The sequence below is a fragment of the Bradyrhizobium sp. LMTR 3 genome, from assembly GCF_001693485.1.
Taxonomy (GTDB): domain Bacteria; phylum Pseudomonadota; class Alphaproteobacteria; order Rhizobiales; family Xanthobacteraceae; genus Bradyrhizobium.
The window spans coordinates 167,079-191,303 of the sequence record NZ_MAXC01000001.1 but is presented as its reverse complement, the minus strand read 5'-3'; the positions used below and the strand labels follow the sequence as shown (position 1 = coordinate 191,303).

General features: G+C 63.1%; 23 protein-coding genes. 9 read left to right on the top strand and 14 right to left on the bottom strand.

Annotated elements, in window-relative coordinates; genetic code table 11:
* Window positions 1-40: 40 nt before the first annotated feature.
* Entirely contained in the window at window positions 41-442 is a 402-nt protein-coding gene (locus tag LMTR3_RS00915; protein ID WP_065743216.1) for a response regulator, read from the bottom strand.
* 151 nt (window positions 443-593) lie between these two features.
* Here LMTR3_RS00915 and LMTR3_RS00910 point away from each other — a divergent pair, with 151 nt between their 5' ends.
* Entirely contained in the window at window positions 594-1,436 is an 843-nt protein-coding gene (locus LMTR3_RS00910) for an SDR family NAD(P)-dependent oxidoreductase (RefSeq protein WP_065743215.1), read from the top strand.
* 195 nt (window positions 1,437-1,631) lie between these two features.
* On the opposite strand, the gene LMTR3_RS00905 is transcribed toward LMTR3_RS00910, so the two are convergent.
* Both LMTR3_RS00905 and LMTR3_RS00900 read right to left on the bottom strand, forming a co-directional pair.
* Entirely contained in the window at window positions 1,632-2,438 is an 807-nt protein-coding gene (locus tag LMTR3_RS00905; protein ID WP_065743338.1) for a lytic murein transglycosylase, read from the bottom strand.
* Between the two features lie 176 nt (window positions 2,439-2,614).
* Window positions 2,615-3,406 carry a lytic murein transglycosylase gene (locus LMTR3_RS00900; RefSeq protein WP_065743214.1) on the bottom strand — a complete coding sequence of 264 codons (792 nt, stop codon included), beginning with the start codon at window positions 3,404-3,406 and terminating at the stop codon, window positions 2,615-2,617.
* Window positions 3,407-3,622: 216 nt separating this feature from the next.
* Here LMTR3_RS00900 and LMTR3_RS00895 point away from each other — a divergent pair, with 216 nt between their 5' ends.
* Entirely contained in the window at window positions 3,623-5,209 is a 1,587-nt protein-coding gene (locus LMTR3_RS00895; RefSeq protein WP_141686414.1) for a glycosyl hydrolase family 79 N-terminal domain-containing protein, read from the top strand.
* 46 nt (window positions 5,210-5,255) lie between these two features.
* Here LMTR3_RS00895 and LMTR3_RS00890 read toward each other — a convergent pair whose 3' ends face one another.
* Window positions 5,256-6,608: an MFS transporter gene (locus LMTR3_RS00890; RefSeq protein WP_065743212.1), complete on the bottom strand. Its 1,353-nt coding sequence runs from the start codon at window positions 6,606-6,608 to the stop codon at window positions 5,256-5,258.
* A 208-nt stretch (window positions 6,609-6,816) separates the two neighbouring features.
* Here LMTR3_RS00890 and LMTR3_RS00885 point away from each other — a divergent pair, with 208 nt between their 5' ends.
* Window positions 6,817-7,053 carry a hypothetical protein gene (locus LMTR3_RS00885; RefSeq protein ID WP_065732426.1) on the top strand — a complete coding sequence of 79 codons (237 nt, stop codon included), beginning with the start codon at window positions 6,817-6,819 and terminating at the stop codon, window positions 7,051-7,053.
* 477 nt (window positions 7,054-7,530) lie between these two features.
* Here LMTR3_RS00885 and rpoD read toward each other — a convergent pair whose 3' ends face one another.
* Both rpoD and dnaG read right to left on the bottom strand, forming a co-directional pair.
* Window positions 7,531-9,642, bottom strand: coding sequence for an RNA polymerase sigma factor RpoD (gene rpoD / locus LMTR3_RS00880; protein ID WP_065743211.1), 2,112 nt, complete (start codon window positions 9,640-9,642; stop codon window positions 7,531-7,533).
* Window positions 9,643-9,980: 338 nt separating this feature from the next.
* Window positions 9,981-11,984 (bottom strand): DNA primase, encoded by a 2,004-nt coding sequence (gene dnaG / locus LMTR3_RS00875; RefSeq protein ID WP_065743210.1) that lies wholly within the window; start codon window positions 11,982-11,984, stop codon window positions 9,981-9,983.
* A 258-nt stretch (window positions 11,985-12,242) separates the two neighbouring features.
* Between dnaG and LMTR3_RS00870 the strand changes: the two genes are divergently transcribed.
* Window positions 12,243-12,809: a chlorite dismutase family protein gene (locus tag LMTR3_RS00870; protein ID WP_065743337.1), complete on the top strand. Its 567-nt coding sequence runs from the start codon at window positions 12,243-12,245 to the stop codon at window positions 12,807-12,809.
* 129 nt (window positions 12,810-12,938) lie between these two features.
* Here the strand turns inward: LMTR3_RS00870 and LMTR3_RS00865 are convergent, their stop codons facing one another.
* A complete protein-coding gene (locus LMTR3_RS00865) occupies window positions 12,939-13,337 on the bottom strand; it encodes a gamma-glutamylcyclotransferase family protein (RefSeq protein WP_065743209.1) in 399 nt (132 codons plus the stop codon).
* Between the two features lie 151 nt (window positions 13,338-13,488).
* Between LMTR3_RS00865 and LMTR3_RS00860 the strand changes: the two genes are divergently transcribed.
* Window positions 13,489-14,346 carry an N-formylglutamate amidohydrolase gene (locus LMTR3_RS00860; protein ID WP_084029306.1) on the top strand — a complete coding sequence of 286 codons (858 nt, stop codon included), beginning with the start codon at window positions 13,489-13,491 and terminating at the stop codon, window positions 14,344-14,346.
* Between the two features lie 27 nt (window positions 14,347-14,373).
* On the opposite strand, the gene LMTR3_RS00855 is transcribed toward LMTR3_RS00860, so the two are convergent.
* The 3 genes from LMTR3_RS00855 to LMTR3_RS00845 form a co-directional block, all read right to left on the bottom strand.
* A complete protein-coding gene (locus LMTR3_RS00855) occupies window positions 14,374-14,991 on the bottom strand; it encodes a LysE family translocator (RefSeq protein WP_065743208.1) in 618 nt (205 codons plus the stop codon).
* 106 nt (window positions 14,992-15,097) lie between these two features.
* Window positions 15,098-15,676, bottom strand: coding sequence for a hypothetical protein (locus tag LMTR3_RS00850; protein WP_065743207.1), 579 nt, complete (start codon window positions 15,674-15,676; stop codon window positions 15,098-15,100).
* A gap of 9 nt (window positions 15,677-15,685) precedes the next feature.
* Window positions 15,686-17,131: an LVIVD repeat-containing protein gene (locus tag LMTR3_RS00845; protein ID WP_065743206.1), complete on the bottom strand. Its 1,446-nt coding sequence runs from the start codon at window positions 17,129-17,131 to the stop codon at window positions 15,686-15,688.
* A gap of 119 nt (window positions 17,132-17,250) precedes the next feature.
* Here LMTR3_RS00845 and LMTR3_RS00840 point away from each other — a divergent pair, with 119 nt between their 5' ends.
* The 4 genes from LMTR3_RS00840 to LMTR3_RS00825 all read left to right on the top strand — a co-directional run bounded on the left by LMTR3_RS00840 (window position 17,251) and on the right by LMTR3_RS00825 (window position 21,042).
* The gene (locus LMTR3_RS00840; protein WP_065743205.1) at window positions 17,251-17,565 is read left to right on the top strand and encodes an ArsR/SmtB family transcription factor; all 315 of its coding nucleotides are present in this window, start codon (window positions 17,251-17,253) and stop codon (window positions 17,563-17,565) included.
* A complete protein-coding gene (locus tag LMTR3_RS00835) occupies window positions 17,558-18,025 on the top strand; it encodes an SRPBCC family protein (protein ID WP_065743204.1) in 468 nt (155 codons plus the stop codon). The genes LMTR3_RS00840 and LMTR3_RS00835 overlap by 8 nt, the downstream gene beginning before the upstream one ends.
* Entirely contained in the window at window positions 18,022-18,534 is a 513-nt protein-coding gene (locus LMTR3_RS00830) for an SRPBCC family protein (RefSeq protein WP_065743203.1), read from the top strand. Before LMTR3_RS00835 ends, LMTR3_RS00830 begins: the two co-directional genes overlap by 4 nt.
* A 279-nt stretch (window positions 18,535-18,813) precedes the next feature.
* The gene (locus LMTR3_RS00825) at window positions 18,814-21,042 is read left to right on the top strand and encodes an ATP-binding protein (protein ID WP_065743202.1); all 2,229 of its coding nucleotides are present in this window, start codon (window positions 18,814-18,816) and stop codon (window positions 21,040-21,042) included.
* Between the two features lie 156 nt (window positions 21,043-21,198).
* On the opposite strand, the gene LMTR3_RS00820 is transcribed toward LMTR3_RS00825, so the two are convergent.
* The 4 genes from LMTR3_RS00820 to LMTR3_RS00805 form a co-directional block, all read right to left on the bottom strand.
* On the bottom strand, window positions 21,199-21,636 hold the full coding sequence (locus LMTR3_RS00820; RefSeq protein ID WP_065743201.1) for a hypothetical protein: 438 nt from the start codon (window positions 21,634-21,636) through the stop codon (window positions 21,199-21,201).
* 2 nt (window positions 21,637-21,638) lie between these two features.
* Entirely contained in the window at window positions 21,639-22,007 is a 369-nt protein-coding gene (locus tag LMTR3_RS00815; protein WP_065743336.1) for a Cif family virulence factor, read from the bottom strand.
* 83 nt (window positions 22,008-22,090) lie between these two features.
* A complete protein-coding gene (locus LMTR3_RS00810; RefSeq protein ID WP_065743200.1) occupies window positions 22,091-22,561 on the bottom strand; it encodes a MarR family winged helix-turn-helix transcriptional regulator in 471 nt (156 codons plus the stop codon).
* A 19-nt stretch (window positions 22,562-22,580) separates the two neighbouring features.
* Complete coding sequence (locus LMTR3_RS00805; RefSeq protein WP_065743199.1) at window positions 22,581-24,191, bottom strand: acyl-CoA synthetase; 1,611 nt, start codon at window positions 24,189-24,191, stop codon at window positions 22,581-22,583.
* Window positions 24,192-24,225 lie beyond the last annotated feature (34 nt).

Below are 24,225 nucleotides of genomic sequence, written 5' to 3'. Positions count from 1 at the left end.
ATTAGCACGATGGCATCTGGCGCGAAAGCAGGGCGGCGGCTTACGGACGCTGTTCGCCGCCGTGCTCTCGTGCATAGACCATGCGCTCCGCCTCGCGGATCACGTCGAGCGGCGCCCAGGGCTTGGCCCAGAATTGCACGCCGTCGGGTAATTCCTGGTGCAGCGGCTTGCCCGAGGTGACGATCACGCCCATCTCGGGATTGTACTTCCTTGCGATGTGCGCGAGTTCGACGCCATCCATGTTGCCGGCAAGCTGCACGTCGGTCATCATCAGGACCAGACTGCCTGCAGCGCGCTCCAGCACCAGCTCAGCGGCCTCGGCGCTCTCGCATTCGATGACATCGACCTCACTCTCCTCGAGCAGCAGGCAGATCATGTTCCGCTGCATCGGGTCGTCTTCGACAATGAGGGCCGTTGCGCGATGGGGTTTGGATTGTCCCATGTGAGCCTCCTCTCAGGTTCGCGTCGGCTGGCGATGCCGCCCCTCTGTCGGGTATTCGACACTAAGCGCGGAAACCGCTTTATGGTTCGGTTCCAATTTGCGAAAGTTTGCAGGAACCCACCTATCCGACCTGCAAGGAGTTCGATCCGACATGACTGCGATATCTGGAAGCGCGGCCGCCGTGACCGGCGCCGCCAGCGGCATCGGCCGCGCGCTGGCGCTGGAACTGGCCGCGCGCGGCTGCGATCTCGCGCTCGCCGATCGCGACGAGGCCGGGCTGCAGCAGGTGGCCGCCGAGATCGGAAAGGTTAACAAGCGCAAGGTAACGATCCACCGCGTCGATGTCGGCGAGCCCGCCCAGATCCAGGAATTTGCCAACGCGGCCATTGCCGCGCATCCGGAGCTGAACATCGTCATCAACAATGCCGGCGTCGCGCTGCTCGGCGCCTTCAACGAGGTCGACCAGGCGCAGATGGAATGGCTGATCAACATCAATTTCTGGGGCGTGGTGCACGGCACGCGCGCGTTCCTGCCGCATCTTTCGACGAAGCCGGAGGCGCATATCGTCAACCTCTCCTCGATCTTCGGCATCGTCGCCCCGCCCGGCCAGACCGCCTATTGCGCCGCCAAATTCGCGGTGCGCGGATTTTCGGAAAGCCTGCGGCATGAGCTCGCGATGGCGAACAGCCCGGTGAAGCTCTCGGTGGTGCATCCCGGCGGGGTCCTGACCAACATCGTGCGCAACTCCCGCACCGGCAACGGCATCGCCGACAATGCGCGCCGCGCCGAATCGATCGAGCGTTTCGATGCGATCGCCAGGACCACGCCGCCGGCCGCGGCGCAACGCATCATTCTCGGCATCGAGAAAAACCAGCCGCGCATTCTGATCGGCAACGACGCGAAGTTCATGGACCTCTTGCAGCGGTTTCGCCCGGCGACCTATTGGGCGGTGTTGGCGAAGCGGATCGAGAAGATGGGCGCGCAGGCGAAGTGATTTCATTCTCGAGCGACACTGTCGATCTCGAGTGTGACACTGTCGACGCTCGGGTGGTCGGCTCCCTCCCCCCTTGCGGGGGAGGGCTGGGGAGAGGGGTTCTCTCCACGAGCACCGCCGATGCCGCCACCCCTCTCCCTAACCCTCCCCCGCAAGGGGGGAGGGAACAGACCGATCGTGTGGCGGCAGATTAGATCAGCGCCCCACCAGCCGGTCCGCAAAATATCCAATCGTCTTGCGGTAGATCGTCGCCCTGTTCCACTCCCGCATGGCTTCGAAATTCGCAGTGCCTTCGCCGTAGGGCGCGCCGGCCTTGAAGCCTGACACGTGCAGCAGGTTCGCGGTGGAGGCGAGCACGTCGGGCACGCTGTGGCGAAGGTCGACATGGCCGTTGCCGTCGAAATCGACGCCGTATTTGATGTAGGACGACGGCAGGAATTGCGTCTGGCCGATCTCGCCGGCGAAGGCACCGATCAGGTCGCGCAGCGGGAGATCGCCGCGCTGCACGATCTTCAGCGCGGCCAGCAATTCGCCCTGAAACAATTCGGTGCGGCGGCAATCATGAGCCATGGTCATCAGCGTGCGGATCACCGGCATCTTGCCGATGTCGCCCTTGCCATAGTCCGACTCCAACCCCCAGATCGCGACGATGATCTGCGGCGGCACACCGAACTTCTGTTCGATGCGCGCCAGCAGTGACGCGTGCCTCAGCAGCATCTGCCGGCCGATGTTGATGCGTCCGGGGCCGACGCGGGTCGAGACATATTGCTCGAACGTCTTGTTGAAGGTGCCGCGCTGGCGGCGGTCGAAAGCGAGCACCGCCGGATCCTGCGCGATGCCGGCAAAGGCCTGGCCGATCACCGCTTGCGACACGCCGGCCGCCTGCGCCTCCGCCGCCATCGCCGAAACGAAGGTGTTGAAATCGCCGCCACAGCGGGCAGCGTAAGTGGGGGTGGAGAAGATGACGGCGCCGAGAAAAATGGCCCAACGAAATATGCGCATGCGAATCCCTTGTTCATTCCCGCGTTCGTTATGCCATGGGAAGATACCGTGCGGCAGGTGGCTCTGTCTGTCATTGCCGGGCTTGACCCGGCAATCCATCTCCTTCGAAAGATTCTCGCGAAGATGATGGATGCCCGGGTCGAGCCCGGGCATGACAACGGAGACAGGAGTGCCCCCTACTCCCCACCATCGATCTGGCGGCCCATCAGCGCGATCGCCTTCTGATAGACGCCCGCGGCATTCCAGGCCTGGATGGCGGCGAAATTCGGCTCGCCCGGCTGATAGCCGGCGCCCGCGCGCCAGCCATGCGCCTTCAAAAAGTTCGCGGTCGACATCAGCGCGTTGGCCGAGTTTTCAAGATTGCCGGTACCGTAAGCCAAAATAGCTTTTGGCATGAACTGCGTCTGCCCGACTTCGCCATGCATCGAGCCGCGCTGGCCGGCAGAGAGCGCGCCGCGATCGATCAATTGCAGCGCCGCGTAGAGGTGCTCGGTGAAATAGGCCGAGCGCCGGCAGTCATAGGCGAGCGTCGCGATCGAGGCGAGCATGTTCTGATTGCCGCGCTGGCTGCCGAACCCGGTCTCCATGCCCCAGATCGCGAGCAGCGGCCCCGGCGGCACGCCATAGCGGCTCTGAATGGAGGCAAACAGCGCGGCTTGCGATTGCTTGAGCTTCCTCCCCCTCGCGACGATGGTGGTGGCGCCGCGCTTGGCGAGAAACTGATCGAGCGAGAGGCTGAAACTGCGCTGGCCGCGATCGGCATTGATGGTCGCCTGCGCGTAGTTCGTCGCCATCAAGGCCTGGATGGTCGAGGCGCCGATACCCTTGGCGCGAGCTTCGCCGGCGAATTGCTGCTTCCAGGACTCATAGCCGGCGGCGGAGCTGCCGCATTGGGCGGCGTGGGCGTGGGGGCTTAAGGACGCGAACAATGCGACGGTGGCGCTGAAAGCAAATGCGATACGGAGCATGGAAAGACCATTCCTGAGAGAGCCTGCAAGTACGCATCGGTTTCTAGCACGTCCTCACCCGCGCTTCGAGAGTTGCGGCAGATGCATGGGCAGAATCTGCTAGCCCTTAGCCATCTCGAAAAAGGCCATGATTGCGACTAATTTGAATCGATCGATATGCCGGCCGTTCGTTGAACCGCCGGACGCCCGCCTTGGCGCTTCCCAGGGACGATGGCCATGACCAGGTCCAGTGGTTTCAAAGTCGGAATGGGAATTGTGTTCGCCGTGCTGGCAGCGATGCACGACGCAGCCGCACAGGCGCCAACGCTTTCCGTAGACCCTTCACGATTGCCCCGTCTCGGCACCATCGACGAGCGTTTTCAATCGTACAATGTGGAAATGGTCGAGGTCACCGGCGGACGGTTCTGGAAACCCTACAGGTCGAGTGCCTCGGCGCCATCTGCTCGCGGCGACGGTAACGCCGAAAATATCCCGGCGGGGGCGAATCCCGATCGCTACGCGTATCGAGCGCCGATCGACCTGTCGAACCGCCGGCTGCGCATATTGGCTGCCGCGCTGGCCCCGGCCTACCTGCGCATCAGCGGCACCTGGGCCAACAGCACCTACTTTGCAGAAAGCGATGAGACGCCCGCGACGCCGCCCAACGGCTTCCGTGCGGTGCTGAGCCGCGAGCGCTGGAGAGGCGTCGTCGACTTTGCCCGCGCGGCCAGGGCGGAGATCGTGACCTCGATGGCCATAAGCTCCGGCATCCGCGACGCAGCAGGCCGATGGCGGAGCGATCAGGCGCGGCGCTTGCTTTCTTACACCAAATCCATCGGTGGCAGGATTGCCGCCGCCGAATTCATGAATGAGCCGACGCTGGCGGCCATGGGCGGCGCACCGAAAGGATACGACGCGGAGGCTTATGGACGGGACTTCAAAGCCTTTGTTGCGTTCATCAGGAACAACCAACCGGATGTGATCGTTCTGGGCCCTGGTTCGATCGGCGAGACAACAGCGTCGCAATCACCCCCGCAATCCAGCTCCGATTTTCTCCGTACGCGGGATCTGCTTGCCGCATCCGGCCCCGGCATCGACGTCTTTTCCTATCATCACTACGGCGCCCTCTCGCAACGATGCTCCGGGATTCCGGGCCAAACCACACCAGAGGCCGCGCTTTCGGAAACCTGGCTGGCGAGCACGGAGCAAACGCTCGCGTTCTACCGCTCGCTGAGGGACGAGTTTGCGCCTGATAGACCGATGTGGCTGACCGAAAGCGCAGAGGCCGCCTGCGGCGGCAATCCCTGGGCTTCCACTTTCCTCGATACGTTCCGATATCTCGATCAGCTTGGCCGACTTGCCAGGGCCGGCGTCCAGATGGTGGCGCACAACACGCTGGCGGCAAGCGATTACGGCCTGCTTGACGAGACGACGTTGCGGCCGCGGCCAAACTACTGGGCGGCGCTGCTGTGGCGCAGGCTCATGGGCGCGACCGTTCTCGACGCCGGCGTGCACGATGGGATGCACCTCTACGCGCATTGCCGGCGAGGCGGGCGTGGGGCCGTCACACTGCTCGCCATCAATACGAACAGGACGGCCACGGCAACCTTGCGGTTGCCCGCGGCGAGCGAGCGTTACACGCTGTCGGCGGATCAATTGCAAAGCGCCAGCGTGAAGCTGAATGGAACAGTCTTGGAGCTCGGCCCCAACGACGAACTTCCGCCGCTTGCCGCGGTGACATCGCCGCCGGGTTCGATCGAGATCGCGCCGGCCACGATCGCTTTCGTCACGGTTGCGGGTGCTGGAAATCCGGCATGCGGTTGAGCTTCTCGGATTCCGTTTTGCCGATTTCGCTCAGAGAAGTTGATTTTCATTCCACGGGCAGCCGAAGGCAGAGCACCGCGCTCGCCAGCGCTGAAACTCCCAGCAGCACGAGCACACTGGAGAATCCGCTCAGCGCGAACACGATTCCTCCGAAGGTCACCCCGACGGTGCCGCCGAGAAAGCTGCACGAATTGAGCATGCCCGAACCTTTCCCGGCCTGTAGTTGGGGCAGCGTCGCAAGCCCGAGCCGCGGCGCCGAGGCGTAGACGAGCGCGATTCCCGCACCGGCAACAAAGAGGCCGGGCATCAGAAGTGCCAACCTCGCTTCGATCTGGAGCGACGACCAAATAATGGCGCAACCGAGAGCGAGCAGGAGCGATCCACCTGTCAGCATGCGCCGCACGCCGATCCTCATTGCAATTGAGGGAGCCGCTCGCGCGAAGGCGAACAGTGCAACGGAGAGCGGCAACAGGGAAAGGCCGGCCGCAACGGCTGATATGCCGAGCCCATCAGCGGATTGCGCAAAGAGGTTGTAGTAGAGCAGCAGCGTCATGATGTCGAACATCACGAGAAACAGGAGGCCAGTGGCGATCGCAAAATTGCGGTTCGCGAACAGGCCGAAATCGACCAGTGGCTGAGGACGCCGCATCTCCATCCGGATCAATGCCAGCAACGCAATCGCCGCCAGCGCGAGCGGGACGATGGCGGCCAGCGGATTGATGCGGACATGCGCCAACGCCTGCAATCCCGATATCAGCGTCACCATGAAGACGGCGAGAATGCCAAGTCCCGCCCAGTCCATCGAAATCGTGCGTCGGCTGCCAGCGCCGGGATGCCGCAGCAGCATCAGGGCGGCGGGCACCATCGCGACGACATTCAGCCAGAAGATAAAGCGCCAGCCCGCGTAATGCGTCACGGCTCCTCCGACGAGCGGCCCGATGCTGAAGCCTACCATCAGGAAGCCGGTCCAGGCGCCGATCGCCTCCGCTCGCCGCGCGTCGGGCGCCGCTTCGGTTACCGCCGCAAGCGTGCCGGCCACTGCGAATGCGGCCCCCAGCCCTTGCAGCGCACGTGCTCCGACCACCACGAAGCCGGCCGGCGCGAGCGCGATGATCAGCGAGGCTAGAGCGAACAAGGCGATGCCGGCAACCGAGGATCGCCGCGCCCCGAGCTGGTCCGCCGCGCCGCCGCCGACAATGATGAATATCGCGGCGGTCAGGAGATAGGCGTTGACCACCCATTCGACTTCGGCCGGACCAAGCTGCAGGCTGCCCTTCATGTCGGGGAGCGCCGCCATGATCGCCGTGCTGTTGTCCCCCACTGCCAGCATGGCAAGGCAGCAGGCCATCAGCACCGGGGCGAGATCGCTCTTCGTGTTGGAGCCTACCGGCATCACCATCGCCCCTTCGCCTGTTCCAGGCAGACCGCCCAATCTATCATACGCAAACCACTCAGGGGCAGCATGAGGCGAGTGCCCAGCAATGTCACCAACTGGCCTTCCAGATCGCTCAGCAAGAGGTTTCTTCACCCACCTCGCGCAGGGTAGATGAGCGCGGGATGCGCGCTATTTTCTTTGACAGTAGCGGCCCGATCGACGACAAGCCGCCATGGCCAAAAAACCCGGGACCAACCCCAAGGGCGAGTTCGCCTTTTTCAATGTCGTCTATGAAGACGACTCGCAGCGCTCCAACCGGCGCGTGCCTGCCGAATTGCTCGGCGGGCTCGACGGCGACGAGCCGGCGCGCGGCTATATCATGGAGCAGGACCGCGAGATCGCCGAGAAATCCGGCCGCCCACAGCTCAAGATCAAGAGCATCAGTAGGGTTGGGGCGAAGAAGAAGTAGGCTCGCAGGCAAGGCCCGTTGCATCAACCAACGTTGCGATCGCCGGAGAGCGGTGTTGTCTACGGACTCAATTAGCAGCGGAGCAAGCGGTACCCCTCTCCCTAACCCTCTCCCGCATCCGCCTTCGCCAAGGCTTCGGCGGACACGAGGGGAGAGGGAACCCTACCGCCGATGCGTCCCTGATTAATGATAGGGAATGGCCATGACGCAATGTGAAGCAAGGCCGTAATGCAATGTGAGGCGACCACGCTGGCAGGCCTCCCTCCCCCCCTCGTGTCCGCCGAAGCCTTGGCGAAGGCGGATGCGCGGGAGGGTGGGGAGAGGGGTAGCCCCGGGCGCTGGCGTGAGAAATTTGGTGCGACCTGACAAAGCAGGAACGGCGGGCTTTCGCCCGCCGTTGTTGTTTCCTGCTGGAGTCTGTGGGTCCCCGGCTCTGCGGAGCGTCACTGCGTGCCGCACCGCGTCCAGGACACGAGATCAGTTGTCCAGGAAGCTCCGCAGCTTGCGGCTCCTTGACGGATGCTTCAGCTTACGCAGCGCTTTGGCTTCGATCTGGCGAATACGCTCTCTCGTCACCGAGAACTGCTGGCCGACTTCTTCCAGCGTGTGGTCGGTGTTCATGCCGATGCCGAAGCGCATGCGGAGCACGCGTTCTTCGCGCGGGGTGAGCGAGGCCAGGACCCGCGTGGTGGTTTCGCGCAGGTTGGACTGGATCGCCGCGTCAATGGGGAGGATCGCGTTCTTGTCCTCGATGAAATCGCCGAGGTGTGAGTCTTCCTCGTCGCCGACAGGCGTTTCGAGCGAGAGCGGCTCCTTGGCGATCTTCAGGACCTTACGGACCTTCTCCAGGGGCATGCCGAGCTTTTCGGCGAGCTCTTCCGGCGTCGGCTCGCGGCCGATCTCGTTGAGCATCTGGCGGCTGGTGCGCACGATCTTGTTGATGGTCTCGATCATGTGCACGGGGATACGGATGGTGCGGGCCTGGTCAGCGATCGAGCGCGTGATCGCCTGCCGGATCCACCACGTGGCGTAGGTCGAGAACTTGTAGCCGCGGCGATACTCGAATTTATCGACCGCCTTCATCAACCCGATGTTGCCTTCCTGGATCAGGTCGAGGAACTGCAGGCCGCGGTTGGTGTACTTCTTGGCGATCGAGATCACGAGACGCAGGTTGGCCTCGACCATTTCCTTCTTGGCCTGGCGCGCCTCGCGCTCGCCCTTCTGCACGCCGTGCACGATCTTGCGGAATTCGCCGATCTCCAGACCCGTCAGCGCCGCCAGCGACTGAATCTCGTGGCGCAGCTCCTTGATGCGGTCCTTCTCGTGATGGACGAAATTCTTCCAGCCCTTGGCCGACAATTTCGAGACACGGTTGAGCCAGCGCGGATCGAGCTCCGAGCCCTGGTAGTTGCGCAAAAAGTCTTCGCGCGCGACGCCGTGGCTGTCGCCGAGGCGCAAGAGGCGGCCCTCGAACGAAACCAGCTTCTTGTTGATGTCGTAGAGCTGCTCGACGAGGCTGTCGATGCGGGCCTGGTTGAGGCGCAGCGACTTCACCTCGACGATGATCTCGTCCTTCAGCTTCTTGTACTTGCGCTCCTGCGAGGGCGAGAGCGACTCGCTCTGAAGCTGGTTGGCGATGTCCTGCTCCTGAAGACGCCGCAGCTTCTTGTATTCGGAGGCGATCTTGTCGAAGGTCTCGACCACCTTCGGCTTCAGCTCGGCCTCGATAGCGGCGAGCGACATCTGGTTTTCAAACTCGTCGTCATCCATGTCGCCTTCGGCGGCGGCTTCCGCAGGATCCTTCTCTTCCGTCTCCGCATCGCCCGCAGGGGCTGCGCGGAACGGGGTCGGCGACGGGGGAGCAGCCGGCGGCGCGACATGCGCGGGCGCGGCTTCGCCGTTGGCGGCCTGGCCGTCGCCTGCGGGGGCGGCGATCATCGCCGGGTTCATGTTGTTCTTGGCGTCGGGGCCGGCATAGGTGGCTTCGAGATCGATGATGTCGCGAAGGAAGATCTTTCCTTCGTTGAGTTCATCGCGCCAGATGATGATGGCCTGGAAGGTCAACGGGCTTTCGCACAACCCTGCGATCATCGCCTCGCGGCCGGCCTCGATGCGCTTGGCGATCGCGATTTCGCCTTCGCGCGACAGCAATTCCACCGTGCCCATCTCGCGCAGATACATGCGGACGGGATCGTCGGTGCGCTCGCCGGGCTCGGATTTCTTGACCTCGGTGACAGCCTTCGCCGTGACCTCGACCAGCTCGTTGTCGGTGTCGTCGTCGGCCTCTTCCTTCTCGGCCTCCTCGTCGGCTTCCTCGGCCTCGGAGACGTTGATCCCCATGTCCGAGAGCATCGACATGATGTCCTCGATCTGTTCGGGCGAGGTGGTGTCGGAGGGCAAGACTTCGTTGAGCTGATCGAAGGTCACGAAGCCGCGCTTCTTGGCCTGCTTGATCATCTTCTTGACCGCGGCATCCGTCAGGTCGAGCAACGGCGACGGCGCATCGGGGCTATCCTTCTCAGGGGCGTCCGCTGCCTTGTCGTCTTTTTCCTTGTCCTTAACCTGCAGCGTCTTTGCCTTGGTGGCCATTCATCAAGCTCCCGAAACGCGCTTCATGCGGGCGTGCGTCGCCGCCCGCGCTCTTCAACTCAATTCGTTCGAGATGACGTCGTTCGATCGTCACCTTGCTCTGTGCATTCGCCTTCGCATGATCGGTCGAAAGCGGCACCCGCTTTTCCGCACCATGGTTACGACGCGCAAAGGGCGGCGCAGACCGTCGCCACCCCTGCCTTTCGCATCACCGGTTTCTGTCTTTCGTAGCCCGAAGGCCCTTAAGCTTTGCTTAACCCTGTTTTTGCCGCCAAATCATGGATTTGGCGAGTCTTTTCGCGGGCCCGGCCAAGGCCGTCCGCATCATTTTTTAAACGTCAAACGCTTTTGCGGAACCGGCCCGAAAGCTCGCCAAAACCCTCAATCAGGGCCTCGGTGCCGTCGAGGGAGTCCAGCCGGGCGCCGACATCCTTCAGCCATGCCAGATTGGCCTCGCTGGTTTCCTCGGCCAATGCCAGTTCGGCATCTTTCTTCTCCCTAAGTAGGGCGTGCGTTTTCTGATGCAAGACAACGAGTTGCTGCCAAGTGGCCAAAACGTCCTCGCGCGCCGCGCCGGGCCTCGCGGCCCACACCGCCACCGTCGTGATCGCCCGCTCAACCCGTTGAAGAACCTCGCCTAATCCACGCGCTTCGAGATCAGCGCGCATTTTCTCGGCCTGCTCCGCGACGTCGGGAGAATGATGATGGTCGTTGGCGAAGGCCGTAATAATACCGGCGCGGAGCTTGGTGGCCTCGGGATGCGCCAGTTCCAGCATAGCCACCTCCTCCAGATGATCGTGCAGCAGCCAAGGGTGGTTAATCAGGGATTGCAGGATCAAGGCTTCGCGGCGGGACATGGCGCTGCGCTGGCCGCGCATGATCGGGCTGGTCGCAAGCTGGGGGCTCGCCGCCTGGTAGGGGCCGGAGGCGATTCCTGAAGCTATCCCCGGCGGGCGGCCGCCGCGGGGGGCGAATCGGCCGGCGGGGCCCGCCCCGCGCGGGGCAAACGCGCGGGGTGATTCGGGGCGGCCGGTCCGGAAACTACCCCGGCCGTAACCGCCGCGGCCGGCATCGGGCGCAAAGGTGCGCTGCAGGCGCTCGGCGAGATCCTGGCGGTAATAGCGGCGCACGACCTCGTCGCGGATGCCGTTACTGAGTTCGTTGATACGCGCTTCCAGCGCGGCGCGCCGTTCGGGAGTCGCAAACGTGCCGCCCTCGATCTCGCGCGACCAGATCATATCGGCGAGCCCGCGCGCGGCACCGATCACCTCCTCGATCGCAACCCGGCCGCCGGTGCGGGCGAGGTCATCGGGGTCCTGCCCCTCCGGCAGCAGCGCGAAGCGCAGGCTTTTGCCGGGCGCGAGATTGGGCAGCGCGAGGTCGGCAGCGCGGTACGCTGCTTTTTGCCCGGCGCGATCGCCGTCAAAACAGAGGATCGGCTCGTCCGCCATCTTCCAGAGCAGCGCGAGCTGGTTTTCGGTGAGCGCGGTGCCGAGCGGCGCCACCGCACCAGCAAAGCCTGCGGTGACCATGGCGATGACATCTACATAGCCTTCGACCACGATCAGCGGCGAGCCGTCATGCGCCGCCTGTCGCGCGGGACCAAGGTTGTAGAGATTGTCGCCCTTGTGAAACAGCGGGGTTTCCGGCGAGTTCAAATACTTTGCCGGAACGTCCTTTTCCAGCGCGCGGCCGCCGAAGGCGATGACGCGGCCTCTGGCGTCGGCGATCGGAAACATCACGCGGTCGCGGAAGCGGTCGTAAGGAACGGGAATATCGTCGCCGCCGACGAGCAGCCCCGCTTCCACCATGTCCTCGGTCGAAATGCCCTGCGCGCCCAGATGCTCCTTCAGCGCAAAGCGCTCGCCCGGGGCATAGCCGAGGCGAAACTGCAATTGCGTCGCCGGCGAAATGCCGCGGTCGGCGAGATAGCCGCGCGCCTTGGCGCCGTGGCGCGAGGCCAGCGTATCGGCAAAGAATTTTGCCGCGAGTTCCATCACGTCATGCAGCGTCTTGCGGCGCTGCTCGTGGCGCGCGGCATCTGGCGTTGCCGCCGGCAGTGGCAGGCCGGCCATGGCGGCGAGGCGCTCGACAGCCTCCGGAAACGAGACGCCTTCCGTCTCCATGACGAAGTCGAAAATGTTGCCGTGCTTTCCGGTCGAGAAGCAGTGATAAAACTGCTTCTGGTCGTTGACCGTGAAAGAGGGCGTCTTCTCCTGCTGGAACGGCGACAGCCCCTTAAACTCCCGCCCCGCCCTCTTCAGCTTGACGCGCCGGCCCACGACTTCCGAAACCAGAAGCCGGGCGCGCAGTTCATCGAGAAATTGGGGCGTGAAGCGCATGGGTGGAGTTTTTGCCGAATCGCAGGGCCGTGCCAACCGACCATGGATATAGGGCCGGACCGCTAAAAGGCGAAGTCGGCCGGATTTCTCGCCGCTATTCACAGGTCCATCGGTCATTCCGGGACGTCCGAAGGACGAGCCCGGAATCCGCTTCACCGCGGATTACGCGGCCTGATGGATTCCGGGCTCGCGCTGCGCGCGCCCCGGAACGACGGATGCAGCTTGAATCCCCGCCGGTTCCGCGCTTCCATGTCCCGCATGTTCACGGTGTTTCGGGGTGGCAGGAGCGGGGCGTGGCGGGTGACGCGGTTTGCGCCGGTCAAGGGCGCAGCGCTTTCGCCGACGCCTTCGTTGTCGGTTGTGCATTCCCTGTCGATCGCATTGCCGATCCTGCCCTCGCCGACCTCGTGGCGGCTCGCCGGCTTCGCCAGCCATCTGCGCTATACCGAGCGCGCCGAGAAGACGCAGCTCGACGCCGTGCGGGCCGAGATCGGCCGACCTGAGGCAACCTTTGCGGCGCTGATCCCGATCAAGAAATCGGCGGCGTGGTGGGAGCTGACGCAGGAGGAGCGGCGGCAGATCTTTGAAGATAGATCCCATCACATCGCCGACAGCCTGAAATACCTGCCGGCGATCGCCCGCCAGCTCTATCACAGCCGCGACCTCGGCGAGCCCTTCGACTTCCTGACCTGGTTCGAATACGCGCCCGCGCATGCGGATGAGTTCGAGGAGCTGGTCGCCATGCTGCGCGCGACCGAGGAATGGAAATATGTCGAGCGCGAGGTGGATATCCGCGTCGAGCGTGAGCGGTTGGATGCGGGGTGATGCTCGTGCCCCGGATGCTGCGCAGCACGACAGTGATGCGCTGCTAAGCCGGGGCCTATGCTTGCGGCTTGGGTCCCGGCTCTGCGGCTCAGCGTTACACGCTGCACCGCGTCCGGGACACGGCGGATGTCACTGCTCCAGAAATTTTCCCGAGGCGATGCGCGGAAGGCTGGTGACCGGCCAGTTGTAGACATAGGTCCACGCCTCGCCGGCGGTGCCGTCTTCCAGCGACAACGGCAGCATGCGGCGGATGTATTCGGTCGGTTCCGGAAAGCCGGCGCCGCAGGCCTCATACATGTCGAACTCGGCCAGCAACGCGTCGCGATCGCGCAAACGATAGAGTTCGCCGAACACGACGTCGTTGGCGTCATCCGACAGCACCAGCCCCGGATAATGCTTGATGAGATAGAGCCGGCCACGGCAGGTGGCCGTGCCCAAAAAATCCGCACTGCGCGACAATAGCTGCGCCATCGGATGGTCGAAGCCGCGCATCAGCGTGCCGTAGACGGACAGTCGATCTGAAATCATGGATTTTCTATGTCATTGCGCGCGAAGCGATGCAATCCGCGGGGCGCCTGTTGCCGAAACTGCCTTGTGGGGAAGCATCCGGAGCGGCATCGTCAACGATCATCGATTCTGATACGTCTCATCCAACGGCAAGCTTTCCAAGGGAACTACGTTGAACGACGACGCCGGCCCCGCTTTGCTCCTCAGCGCCGAGGATGTTCCTCCGGTCCACGAATACAACACCGCAGGCCGCTCGCCGTTTCTGCTCACGTGCGATCACTATGGAAGACTCATTCCGCGCGTGCTCGGCGACCTCGGCCTGCCCGGGAGCGAACTGACACGCCATATCGCCTGGGACATCGGCATTGCCGGCGTCGCCGAAGCGCTCTCAAAACATCTCGATGCCCATCTGATCGTGCAGCGCTACTCACGGCTCGTGATCGACTGCAACCGCCCGCCGCACGTCGCAAGCTCGATCCCGCGCATCAGCGAGGCGACCACGATTCCTGCCAATGAAGGCATTTCGCGCGAGGCCGCCGCGATACGGCGGGCGCAGATCTTCGATCCCTACCACCGGCGCATCGACGAGATCATCGACCAGCGCGGCAGCGCTGCCATGCCGACGGTGCTGGTGTCGCTGCACAGTTTCACGCCGGTCTATGCCGGGATCGCACGGCCCTGGCATATCGGCACGCTCTACCACCGCGACAAGCATCTGCCGCCGCGCTTGCTGCAAGCGTTGCGCGCCGAGGGCGATCTGGTGGTCGGCGACAACGAGCCTTATGCAGTCAGCGACGAGACCGACTACACGATCCCCGTGCATGGCGAGGCGCGCGGGCTGATGAATACGGGGATCGAAATCCGTCAGGATTTGATTTCGGATCCCGCCGGCGAGAAGGCCTGGGCGGAGCGGCTGGCGCGGATACTTGGAGAGATCGAGGAGATATTGCGCAGGCAGCAATTGATCGCGTCTCGCCAAGGCGAAGGTCGCGTTCCCTTGCGGCACCAGCTCGCGGCCGATCGGGACTAAATTAGCTACATCTCACGGACCGCAAGCTTACCGCGCCCGCGTCAGTGCCAGCCAGATGCCGCCGCCGATCATGAAGCCGCCGGAAACGCGCGACACCAGCCGCGTCCGCTGCTTGGAGAAGAACATTCGCGCGCGTCCGGCCAGCAGCGCGTAGACCGCGTCGGTCGATGCCGCGATCACCATGAAGGTGACGCCGAGCACCGCCACCTGCGGGAAGTGGTCCTTCTCCATGTCCATGAACTGCGGAATGAACGCGCCGAAGAACACCAGCACCTTCGGATTGGAGAGCAGCACCAGCAGGCCCTGCAGGAAAAATCCGCCGCGCGGCGGCGGTGGCGGCTCGTCGGCGTTGACGCCTTCCGCCGGCTGCCAGATCAGCTTGATGCCCAGCCATATCAGATAGGCGGCGCCGGCAAAGCGCACCCAGTCGAACCAGTAGCCCATCGTCGCCATCAGCGACGTCAGCCCGACCGCAACGATGCCGATCACGATGGCGAGGCCGGTTTGAGCACCGGCGCAATTGATCAACGCCGCGCGGGTGCCGTGCCTCAGGCCGTTCGCGATCAGCAGCGTGACGACGGGACCCGGCAACAGCGCGAGCGCAATGCAGGCGGCGACAAAGGCGAGATAGACCTGAAGGGACATGGGGAGAACTCGGTGGGAGAGCGGTTACGTCATTATGCATGCTGGGGCGACAGATGGAAGCCGCGGTTCTGCTCCCTCTCCTTCACGGGGACAAGAACGAGCGGCGCTACCGTCCCTCCATCGCGGCCATCATCCACCGCGTCATTTCAGTTTCGCCAAGCAACGCCAGCGCCCCCCGCCGCACGCTCATCGCGTCGCCCTTGCCATGCGCGACTGCGACCAGCAGGTCGCAGCGGCGCGACACCGCGATTCCGATGGCGGCATGCCGCGTGCCGCCGGTCATTTCGAGATCATAGGCGCGGCTACGTCCCGGCATATCGGCGACACTGATCACATCGCCCGCCTCGATCGGCGTAAAGTGCTCGCTGAGCAGGTCGAGATCGGCGACGCGGTCGACTTCGTCGTCGTCCGCAACGCCGCGGTCGCAGTTGCAGAAGCCGATTTTCGGCCGAACGTATACCTCTATGCCATCGCCACACGACGCGCCGCGGCAACGAAAGGCGCGTCCTGCGGGCCAGCCGTCGCGCGGGAACGACCAGGCGATCTCCTGCCACGAGCCTTTCGGTTCGCCGTCCTGTTCGCCTTGCTGTTCATCTTGGCGCGGCACGATGTGCTGGTAGGCCACGGCGCACGACAACGCACCGAGCGCCGCGGCCGCAACAACGATGACCGGCCATCGACGCATTACCGTCCCTCACGGCAGGCCGGCGACGGCGCGCGCCGGGCCGGTCAGTTCCAGGATGTGCAGGCCGGTATTGGCGCGATCGACGATGTAGATGTAGCCGCGCGCGTCGGTTTCGACATTGTTGGTCTGGATCGCGACCTTGCAGCGATCCTTGCCGTCGATCTTGACGCAGCGCTTGTCGGTCGCCGCCGTGATCGACGGGATGAAATAGCCGACTTCCCTGGGATGATAGGGATCGCGAATGTCGAGCGCGCGGACGCCGGCATTGAAGAACGAGATGAAAGCCATCTTCTTGTAGAAGACCTGTGCCATGCTCTCGTTGGAAGAATGCGCGCCGAACCGCCCGCCCCGCTCGCAGAATGTCCCGCTCGCTTCCGGCACCGTGTAGCTCGAAATCATCATCGGCGCCTTCTCGACGGTGATGTCGGCGAACCACACCATCTGCCGCGGCTCGTTGCATTCGTTCAGGATCGACTCATTGACGATCATCACGATGTCGCGGGTCTTGCCGTCCTTGTCGCGCGCGAATTCCGCAATCGGCATGCCCGGCATCGGAAACGTCGTATGCGCGCCGATGAACGGCGACATGGTCAGCCGCGCAATTTCCGGCGAACGCAGATTGTCCGGGGTTGGCTCTTTGGGTCCGTTGAGCAGTTTCTCGCGATCGACGATCTGCAAAATCCCGCCCTTGTTGGTGCCGTAGCCGAAATAGACCCGGTTGCCGGAAGGTCCCGTCGAGATCGGCCCGTGCAATTCGGTCGGCACCGCACCGGTCGAGCCCGGCTCCTGACCGGGCAGACCGAAATCGCGGATCTTTTGCGGATGCGCGGGATCGGAGAGATCATAGACTTGCGTCATGCGGCGCGTGCGCCAGTCCGGCGCGCCCGAGACCAGGAAGGCAATGCCGGTGTCGCATTCCCACCAGCTCTTGTGCGTGTCCTTCAATCCCGCAATCCGCGTGATCAATACGGGACCAGTGGGATCGGCGACGTTCCAGATTTCATGCGCCTTGCCGCCGAAGGTGCGCAGCATATAGACCGCGTTGCGATCGCCCTTCGGCAGCGCCTTGCCGTCGCAAATTCGCACCATCTGCGCGCCGCCGCCTTCATACTTGCCCTCCTGACCCGGCAGGTGCCGCAAATATTTCGGCTGTGAGGGATCGGTGACGTCGACGATCGACGTGCCGTTCGGTTCGGCCTTGCCGGTATGCGGATTGACCGGCGCCGGAACTTCGTCGCTGCCGCCGTGATGGCCGATATAGGCGATCCAGCGGTCGCCCTGATGATGGATGGTGGGCTGATAGGCGCTGCGCGCCTGCAGGTCGCTGGTTCCGACCAGCTTCATGTTGAGCGCTTCAGGCGGCGCGCCAATGACTTGTTGCTGCGCGAAAGCGATGCCTGACGATGCGAGGAAACAGATCGCGAAAGAGGCTGCGAGTTTGAGGCGACCACTCATGTTCCACCCCGACTGTTCAAAACCAATCTGCGTTGGCTACCGCCACGGTAACACAGCCTTGGGCTGCGCCCAAAACACGCCCTTGACATGCAACCTTTTGGTTGCCTATCATCTCCGTTATGGATGAGGTCTTCAAAGCGCTTGCCGATGCGTCACGGCGCTCTTTGTTGGACAGGCTTCACGCCAAAAACGGACAGACGCTGAACGAACTTTGCGACGGCCTCGACATGACGCGGCAGGCCGTCACCAAGCACCTTGGGATTCTCGAGGCGGCCAACCTCGTCACGACACTGAGGCATGGCCGCGAGAAGCTGCACTATCTCAATCCGGTTCCGATCCATCAGATCGGCGAACGCTGGATCAAGAAATTCGAGCGCGGGAAACTCGCAGCGCTTAGCGAGTTGAAACGACAGTTGGAGAAGCGTGATGAGTAAGCCGGAATTCGTCTACGTCACCTATATCGAGACCACGCCGGAGAAATTGTGGGAGGCACTGACGTCCAGCGAGTTCTCCAAGCGCTACTGGTTCGGCACGGAACTGAAATCCGACTGGAAGGTTGGCTCGCCGCTGGCACTGGTCATGAACGGCACCACGACCGATACCGGGGAGATTCTCGAGGCCGATCGGCCGCGGCGGCTCTCCTACACCTTCAAGCATGAGGCCAATGAGGCATATCGCAACGAGAAGCCTTCGAAGGTCGTGTTCAACATCGAGCAGCACGGCAGTCTCGTGAAGCTGACGCTCACGCATGAAGGTTTTGCAGAGGGCCGCAAGCTGTTGGACGGCATCTCCAAGGGATGGCCGGCCATTATGTCCAGCCTCAAGAGCCTCTTGGAATCCGGCACCGCGCTGGAAATTCCAGTTTCCGCGCTCGACATCGAGGGTGTGTCATGAACATCAAGAACTTCAAGCCTGCCATTGTCTACACCATCTACATCGCCTCGACGCCGGAGAAGGTGTGGGAGGCGCTGACGCAAGCGGAATTTTCCAGGCAGTATTTCTCCGGCCAGGCGGTCGAGGTCGATCTCAGGGTCGGCGGTGCCTTCATCATGCGAACGCCGGACGGCGCCCTGCATATCTCGGGCGAGGTGATCGAGTGCGAGCCGCTGAGGAAGCTCACCGTCACCTTCAACGTCAACTGGCCAGCGCTGCTCGAAAAGCTCGGGCCAACGCTCGTCACCTACGAGATCGAGCAGGCCGGCGATGTAGTCAAACTGACGATGCTGCAATCGCATGACCGGGAGATCAGCGACGACATCCTGTCCGGCGGACGTACCGGCTGGCCCGCAATCCTGTCGAGCCTGAAGAGCCTGCTGGAGACTGGCAACGCGCTGACAATCAAGATGCAGCCGCCGGAGCGGATGCTGGCCGCACTGAAGGAACTGGGGATCGGGACGCCGTAGGCTCAGTTTTTCGTCGTCCCTGCGAACGCAGGGACCCATACTCCGCGGCCGTTGTTGTTGGAAAGTTGGAACTACTGGCGTGCAAACTATTGCCGCCAGTGGTTATGGGTCCCTGCGTTCGCAGGGACGACGGTGACCGGGGGTACTGCTCTCCGCAAGTGGACTTAGGCCCACCTAAGGGATATTCCAGCACGAGTCTAAGGCGGCTACCTCGCACGCAAATTCAACGTTATTCTATCGCACCACGAACCGCTGATCTGAGCGCGGAACGACGCACCGATGAGCCTGCGCACACGGCTATTGATACTGGTTATCGCCGCGATGCTGGTGCCGGCCATCCTTGTGGGACTGCGCTTCGTCCAGAATCGCGCAGGCGAAATCGACGCCGCACGCGCCAGCCTGTCGGCAACCGCCAACGACATCCTAGGCGATCTCGACGAGAAAATTCAGGGCACGGCCCAGCTTCACTACGGTCTCGCCCGCGCCCGCGATCTCGATACGCGCGACAAGGCGGCTTGCTCCGCCTTCCTGTCCGCCGTGCGCGAAGAGTATCCGCGGTACACCGGTATCTTGACCATCAATCCGGACGGCAGCCTGTTCTGCGACTCGTTGCGAACCGACCGGACGCTCGATCTCAGGGATCGCGAATATTTCAAGCAGGCGTTGGTTGCGCACGGCACCGTCACACTCCAGCCGGTGTTCGGTCGGTTGACGGGGACCTCCGTGTTACAGATCGCCTATCCCGTCCGCTCGGAAACGGCAGAGCTGAAATTCATCCTGCTCGCCTCGTTCAATCTGAAGAAGTTCGCCGATGATCACGACAAGCGGCTGTCGAACGACAGTCAGATTCTGCTCGTCGACAGAAAAGGTACGATCCTCGTCGCGCCCGAGGGCAAGGACTGGACCGAATCGCCCGGCACATCGATCGCGACTTCGGAGCTGTTCCGGTTTGCGACCTCGCCGAATCATGAGCCGTTTCGCGAAGTGACCGGGCGGGACGGCCGAACCCATGTCTGGACCGCCGCGCGCTCCCCCTCGGTGCGCGATGCCGGACTTTACCTTATGGTCGGGCGCGCCAAGGACGGTCTGGTGGCCGCAGCCAATCGCCGCCTCTACGAGGACCTGGCGATGCTTGCAGTGGCGTCGCTGCTGTTGCTCGCAGGCGTATGGGTTCTGGCGACGATGAGCATCGGCCGTCAGGTCGGACGCCTGGCTGCGATGGCGACGAAGCTCGGAGGTGGCAATCTGAGCGCGCGGATTGCTCCACCCCATCCGCGCGGCGAGCTCGGCGGGCTGATGACATTGCTCAACGGCACCGCTGAATCACTCCAGCATCAGCGCGCCGCCATCGACGAGCTCAACCAGAAACTCACCCAATCCCAGAAAATGGAGGCGATGGGTCAGCTCACCGGCGGCGTGGCGCATGATTTCAACAACCTGTTGACCGTCATTCTCGGCAATGCGGAGCACCTTGCCGAGAAGCTTGCGACACACAAGGAATTGCAGAAGATCGCCGAGAGCATCGCGACCGCCGCCGAACGCGGCTCGGACCTGACGCGCAGCCTGCTCGCGTTCGCGCGCAAGCAGCCCTTGATGCCGAAACACATCGATATCGGCCGGAAGATCGTCGGCATGGAGCAGTTGCTGCGCCGGACGCTCGGAGAGCATATCGAATGTGAATTCCGGCTCGATCAAGACCTGTGGCAGGCCAGTGTCGATCCCGGCCAACTGGCGTCGGCCCTGCTCAATCTGGTGCTGAATGCGCGCGACGCCATGCCATCAGGCGGCAAGCTGACGGTCGAGGTGCAAAATACGTCACTCGGTGAATCCGACGCGGACGTCAACGGCGAGGCGCGTCCCGGCGATTATGTCATGATCGCCGTGACGGACACCGGCACCGGCATGACGGCCGAAGTCGCCAGCCGCGCCTTCGAGCCGTTCTTCACCACCAAGGAGGTGGGCAAAGGCACGGGTCTCGGCCTGAGCATGGTCTACGGATTCGCGCAGCAATCCGGCGGGTCGATGCAGATACGCTCCGAACCGGGGCACGGCACCGCAGTCAAGCTGTTCTTCCCCCGCGTTGGGACAATTCAGACGACCGCCGCGCCATCCACTGGTCAGCCGGCCGCGCCCATCGGCAGCGAGACCATTCTCGTCGTCGAGGACGACGACATGGTGCGCCGCTATGTCGAAGGCGAATTGAAGGCGCTCGGCTATCGCGTCATCGTCACGCCCAACGCGCGCGCGGCGCTCGAAATATTGCGCGGCCCGAACAACATCCATCTCCTGTTCACGGATGTCGTGATGCCCGGCGGCATGTTCGGAACCGAGCTTGCGAAGCAAGCAGCCCGCCTGCGGCCTCAGTTGAAGATCCTCCTGACTTCCGGCCATAGCGAACATCCCGTCGAGGCGATCGATGGGGCCGGCCGCGACGTACGGATTTTGAACAAGCCCTACCGTCGGCACGATCTGGCATCGATGCTGCGTTCGGTCCTGAAGGCGAGTTGACGGTTTATCCTCACCGTCGTCCCTGCGAACGCAGAGATCCATACTGCGCGGCCTTTGTTGCTGGAAAAGACAGATAACGGCCGGCGTACAAACAACTTCCGCTGGTGGTTATGGGTCCCTGCGTTCGCAGGGACGACGAAATGAACGGACTCGCCGTCACGACCCCAACACCATCGCCACGACCGTATTGGCCACGAACAGCGTGGCATCGATGACGAAAATCCTGAGCATCGGCCCCCTCAGCACCGGCCAATAAGCCACCCCGACGCGTCCCCCGCGCATGAGGACCGGAAGGTTGTAGGCAAACTGGCTGAAGTGACACGCGGCGAAGAACAGGAACAACGCGAGCTGCGCTTCGATCGCCTGAAAGAAGGCCGGCCGGGCGACCAACAGATAGAGCGACAGCAGGCCGATGGGCAGATTGATGCCACCGAGAAACGCAACGCTGGCCGACAAGGTCGGCGCGATCGGATTTCCGCGCTCCTCGCGCGGCACCAGTATCTTCAGCGTGTTGCCCTGGGCGATGCTGAATTGGATGAAGGCGCCGCCGAACCAGAGCGCATTGAAAAGCAGGACGAAATCCGGAAATCGCATGGCTACTTTCCGTAGAACGCCTCGCTGCGCACCACGCGGCCGGCAGCGTCAAAATCCATGAACTCGCTGGCGCGGGTGTCGCCCAGTTGCCACCACACCGTCAGGCGCGCGATCGTATCGTCCCAGCTCCAGCTCAAAATTCTCAGGTCCGCGCTCGCGATGTGGCCATACGCCTTCCGCCAATACGAACGAATGTTCTCGGCGCCCGCGACCACCGGCGATTCCGTCAGTTTGAGTGCTAGGGGGCTGCGCATCTCCGCGTTCTCGGCAAAGTGCGAAACGACCGCATCGATGTCGACCTTGCACCAGTTCGCACACCACGTCTCGACAAAGCGTGCCACCGCCGCCCGGTCCATTGGCTGTTCGCTCATGCTCGCGCCCTCTTCTCCGTGCAACGGCCATGAAGAGATGACACGGGACAATTCTCAAGTCAACTACGTTGACCTGATAGGCGTCAGTTGTTGTCGGCAATGGCACCCATGACAGCCATCCAGGCAGCAGCGCCGGGCGGACCGACACGGTCAAATGCTGCGCGCAACACCTTGCGCTCATAACCCGACGCCCGCTGTTCGATTCGTTGCCCTTCCGGAGTCAGACGCAGCAATTTGGAGCGATGTTGCTCGGGCGACCGCTGCGATATCAGGAGCTTACGCTCCAGCAATAGGCTGAGCGGTCGATTAACGGCCTGCTTGGAAATGCCGAGCACGTCGATCAACGCACCGATCGAGATGTCGGGCTGTCGTGCCACAACGTAGAGAATGCGATGATGCGGGCGCGACAGGCCGAGCGCCGCGAGATACTGGTCGGCCGTGAGCGTCATGCCGCGCCAGCCGTAATACATGAGCTCGAGCGCAGCGTCCAAATCGTGGAGCTTCGTGAGCGAGGCGCGATGCAGGCCCGCGGCGCGCTTGGCAGCTTTTTTCATTCGTCCCTCGAAGCCGAAATCATCCCAGCGCCCGCAATTCCCGCCGCAGCACCTTGCCCGTTGCGGTCATCGGCAGCGTGTCGGCGAACTGCACGAAGCGCGGGTATTCGTGGGCGGCGAGCTGCACTTTCACGAACTCCTGGATTTCGCGCGCCAGCGCATCGCTCGCGGCAAAGCCCGGGCGCAGCACGATCCAGGCCTTGATGGATTCGGTGCGGATCGGATCGGGAATGCCGACCACCGCCGACATCGCCACCGCCGGGTGCTTCATCAGCGTGTGCTCGATTTCCGACGGGCCGACGCGATAGCCCGCCGTGGTAATCACGTCGTCCTCGCGGCTGACGTACCAGAAATAGCCGTCCTCGTCCTGCACGCCGAGATCGCCCGTCAGCAAGAATTCGCCAGCATATTTCTTCGCGGTCGCTTCCGGATTCTTCCAATATTCGAGCATGGTGCAGGGGCACGGCTGGCGCACACCGATGATGCCGCGCTCACCCCTTTGCAATTCCTCACCGCGATCGTTGACGATGCGAACGTCGAAGCCTGGTGTCGCCTTGCCCATCGAGCCGGGGCGGATCGGAAACAGGTTCGAATTGCTGCCGATCACGAGGTTGCATTCGGTCTGGCCGAACACCTCATGCGCGTCGATGCCGAAGGTTTCGCGCACCCAGCCGAGCAATTCGCCGCCGAGCGATTCACCGCCGGTAAATATGCTGCGCAGCTTTACGCCGGAATTTTTCACGCCGGCCTGCCGCATCAATTTCAGCGCGGTCGGCGGCAGGAACGTGTTGCGGATGCCTAAGTCCGCCATCATCGCCATCGCTGCCTGCGGCTCGAATTTGCGCGCGCGATGGCCGACCAGCGGAATGCCGTGATACCAGAACGCCAGCAGGCCGTTGATCAGCCCGCCGATCCAGGCCCAGTCGGCCGGTGTCCACATCAGGTCGCCAGGCCGCGGCAAGAAGTTGTGGCACATCTCGACATTCGGCAGATGCCCGAGCACCACACGATGCGCGTGCAGCGCGCCCTTCGGATTGCCTGTGGTGCCGGAAGTGTAGATGATCAAGGCGGGATCGTCGGCTGCGGTGTCGACGGTGGGGAATACTTCGTCCGCCGCCTCGATCGCCGGCCAGAACGGCTTTGCGCCGGCATGCGCGATACTGGTGGTGACGTAGATATCCTGAAGATAAGGCACCCGGTCGCGAATTTTCGTGAGCTTCTCCCAGCCAGCCTCGTCGGTAATGATGGCCCTGGCGCCGGAATTCGACAGGCGGAATTCCAGCGCATCCTCGCCAAACAGCGCGAACAGCGGGATCGAGATCAAGCCTGAACGAAACGCCGCAAGATGCGCGATCGGCAGTTCCAGCGACTGCGACAAAAACACCGCGACGCGGTCGCCGCGCACCAGGCCATCGGCATTCAGCACATTGGCAAAACGGCGCGACATCTCGGCGACCTCGTCGAACGAGGTGCGCGTCGTCGCGCCGTCCGCGTCGACGTAAATCAGCGCGAGACGGCCGGAGCCATCCGCATGTCGGTCGCAGCAGGCAGTCGCCATGTTGAAGCGCGCGGGAATGTCCCAGCGGAAGTTGCGGTAGAGCTCGTCGTAACTGGAGGCTTCGGTGAGCATGTTGGGCGACCCATCCCTAACGTCCGTCATGGCC

What these genes read in the sequence shown, in the direction of transcription:
- LMTR3_RS00915 (WP_065743216.1), bottom strand. Translation starts at nt 442, where the DNA reads ATGGGACAATCCAAACCCCATCGCGCAACGGCCCTCATTGTCGAAGAC.
- LMTR3_RS00910 (WP_065743215.1), top strand. Translation starts at nt 594, where the DNA reads ATGACTGCGATATCTGGAAGCGCGGCCGCCGTGACCGGCGCCGCCAGC.
- LMTR3_RS00905 (WP_065743338.1), bottom strand. Translation starts at nt 2,438, where the DNA reads ATGCGCATATTTCGTTGGGCCATTTTTCTCGGCGCCGTCATCTTCTCC.
- LMTR3_RS00900 (WP_065743214.1), bottom strand. Translation starts at nt 3,406, where the DNA reads ATGCTCCGTATCGCATTTGCTTTCAGCGCCACCGTCGCATTGTTCGCG.
- LMTR3_RS00895 (WP_141686414.1), top strand. Translation starts at nt 3,623, where the DNA reads ATGACCAGGTCCAGTGGTTTCAAAGTCGGAATGGGAATTGTGTTCGCC.
- LMTR3_RS00890 (WP_065743212.1), bottom strand. Translation starts at nt 6,608, where the DNA reads ATGGTGATGCCGGTAGGCTCCAACACGAAGAGCGATCTCGCCCCGGTG.
- LMTR3_RS00885 (WP_065732426.1), top strand. Translation starts at nt 6,817, where the DNA reads ATGGCCAAAAAACCCGGGACCAACCCCAAGGGCGAGTTCGCCTTTTTC.
- rpoD (WP_065743211.1), bottom strand. Translation starts at nt 9,642, where the DNA reads ATGGCCACCAAGGCAAAGACGCTGCAGGTTAAGGACAAGGAAAAAGAC.
- dnaG (WP_065743210.1), bottom strand. Translation starts at nt 11,984, where the DNA reads ATGCGCTTCACGCCCCAATTTCTCGATGAACTGCGCGCCCGGCTTCTG.
- LMTR3_RS00870 (WP_065743337.1), top strand. Translation starts at nt 12,243, where the DNA reads ATGTTCACGGTGTTTCGGGGTGGCAGGAGCGGGGCGTGGCGGGTGACG.
- LMTR3_RS00865 (WP_065743209.1), bottom strand. Translation starts at nt 13,337, where the DNA reads ATGATTTCAGATCGACTGTCCGTCTACGGCACGCTGATGCGCGGCTTC.
- LMTR3_RS00855 (WP_065743208.1), bottom strand. Translation starts at nt 14,991, where the DNA reads ATGTCCCTTCAGGTCTATCTCGCCTTTGTCGCCGCCTGCATTGCGCTC.
- LMTR3_RS00850 (WP_065743207.1), bottom strand. Translation starts at nt 15,676, where the DNA reads ATGCGTCGATGGCCGGTCATCGTTGTTGCGGCCGCGGCGCTCGGTGCG.
- LMTR3_RS00845 (WP_065743206.1), bottom strand. Translation starts at nt 17,131, where the DNA reads ATGAGTGGTCGCCTCAAACTCGCAGCCTCTTTCGCGATCTGTTTCCTC.
- LMTR3_RS00840 (WP_065743205.1), top strand. Translation starts at nt 17,251, where the DNA reads ATGGATGAGGTCTTCAAAGCGCTTGCCGATGCGTCACGGCGCTCTTTG.
- LMTR3_RS00835 (WP_065743204.1), top strand. Translation starts at nt 17,558, where the DNA reads ATGAGTAAGCCGGAATTCGTCTACGTCACCTATATCGAGACCACGCCG.
- LMTR3_RS00830 (WP_065743203.1), top strand. Translation starts at nt 18,022, where the DNA reads ATGAACATCAAGAACTTCAAGCCTGCCATTGTCTACACCATCTACATC.
- LMTR3_RS00825 (WP_065743202.1), top strand. Translation starts at nt 18,814, where the DNA reads ATGAGCCTGCGCACACGGCTATTGATACTGGTTATCGCCGCGATGCTG.
- LMTR3_RS00820 (WP_065743201.1), bottom strand. Translation starts at nt 21,636, where the DNA reads ATGCGATTTCCGGATTTCGTCCTGCTTTTCAATGCGCTCTGGTTCGGC.
- LMTR3_RS00815 (WP_065743336.1), bottom strand. Translation starts at nt 22,007, where the DNA reads ATGAGCGAACAGCCAATGGACCGGGCGGCGGTGGCACGCTTTGTCGAG.
- LMTR3_RS00810 (WP_065743200.1), bottom strand. Translation starts at nt 22,561, where the DNA reads ATGAAAAAAGCTGCCAAGCGCGCCGCGGGCCTGCATCGCGCCTCGCTC.
- LMTR3_RS00805 (WP_065743199.1), bottom strand. Translation starts at nt 24,191, where the DNA reads ATGCTCACCGAAGCCTCCAGTTACGACGAGCTCTACCGCAACTTCCGC.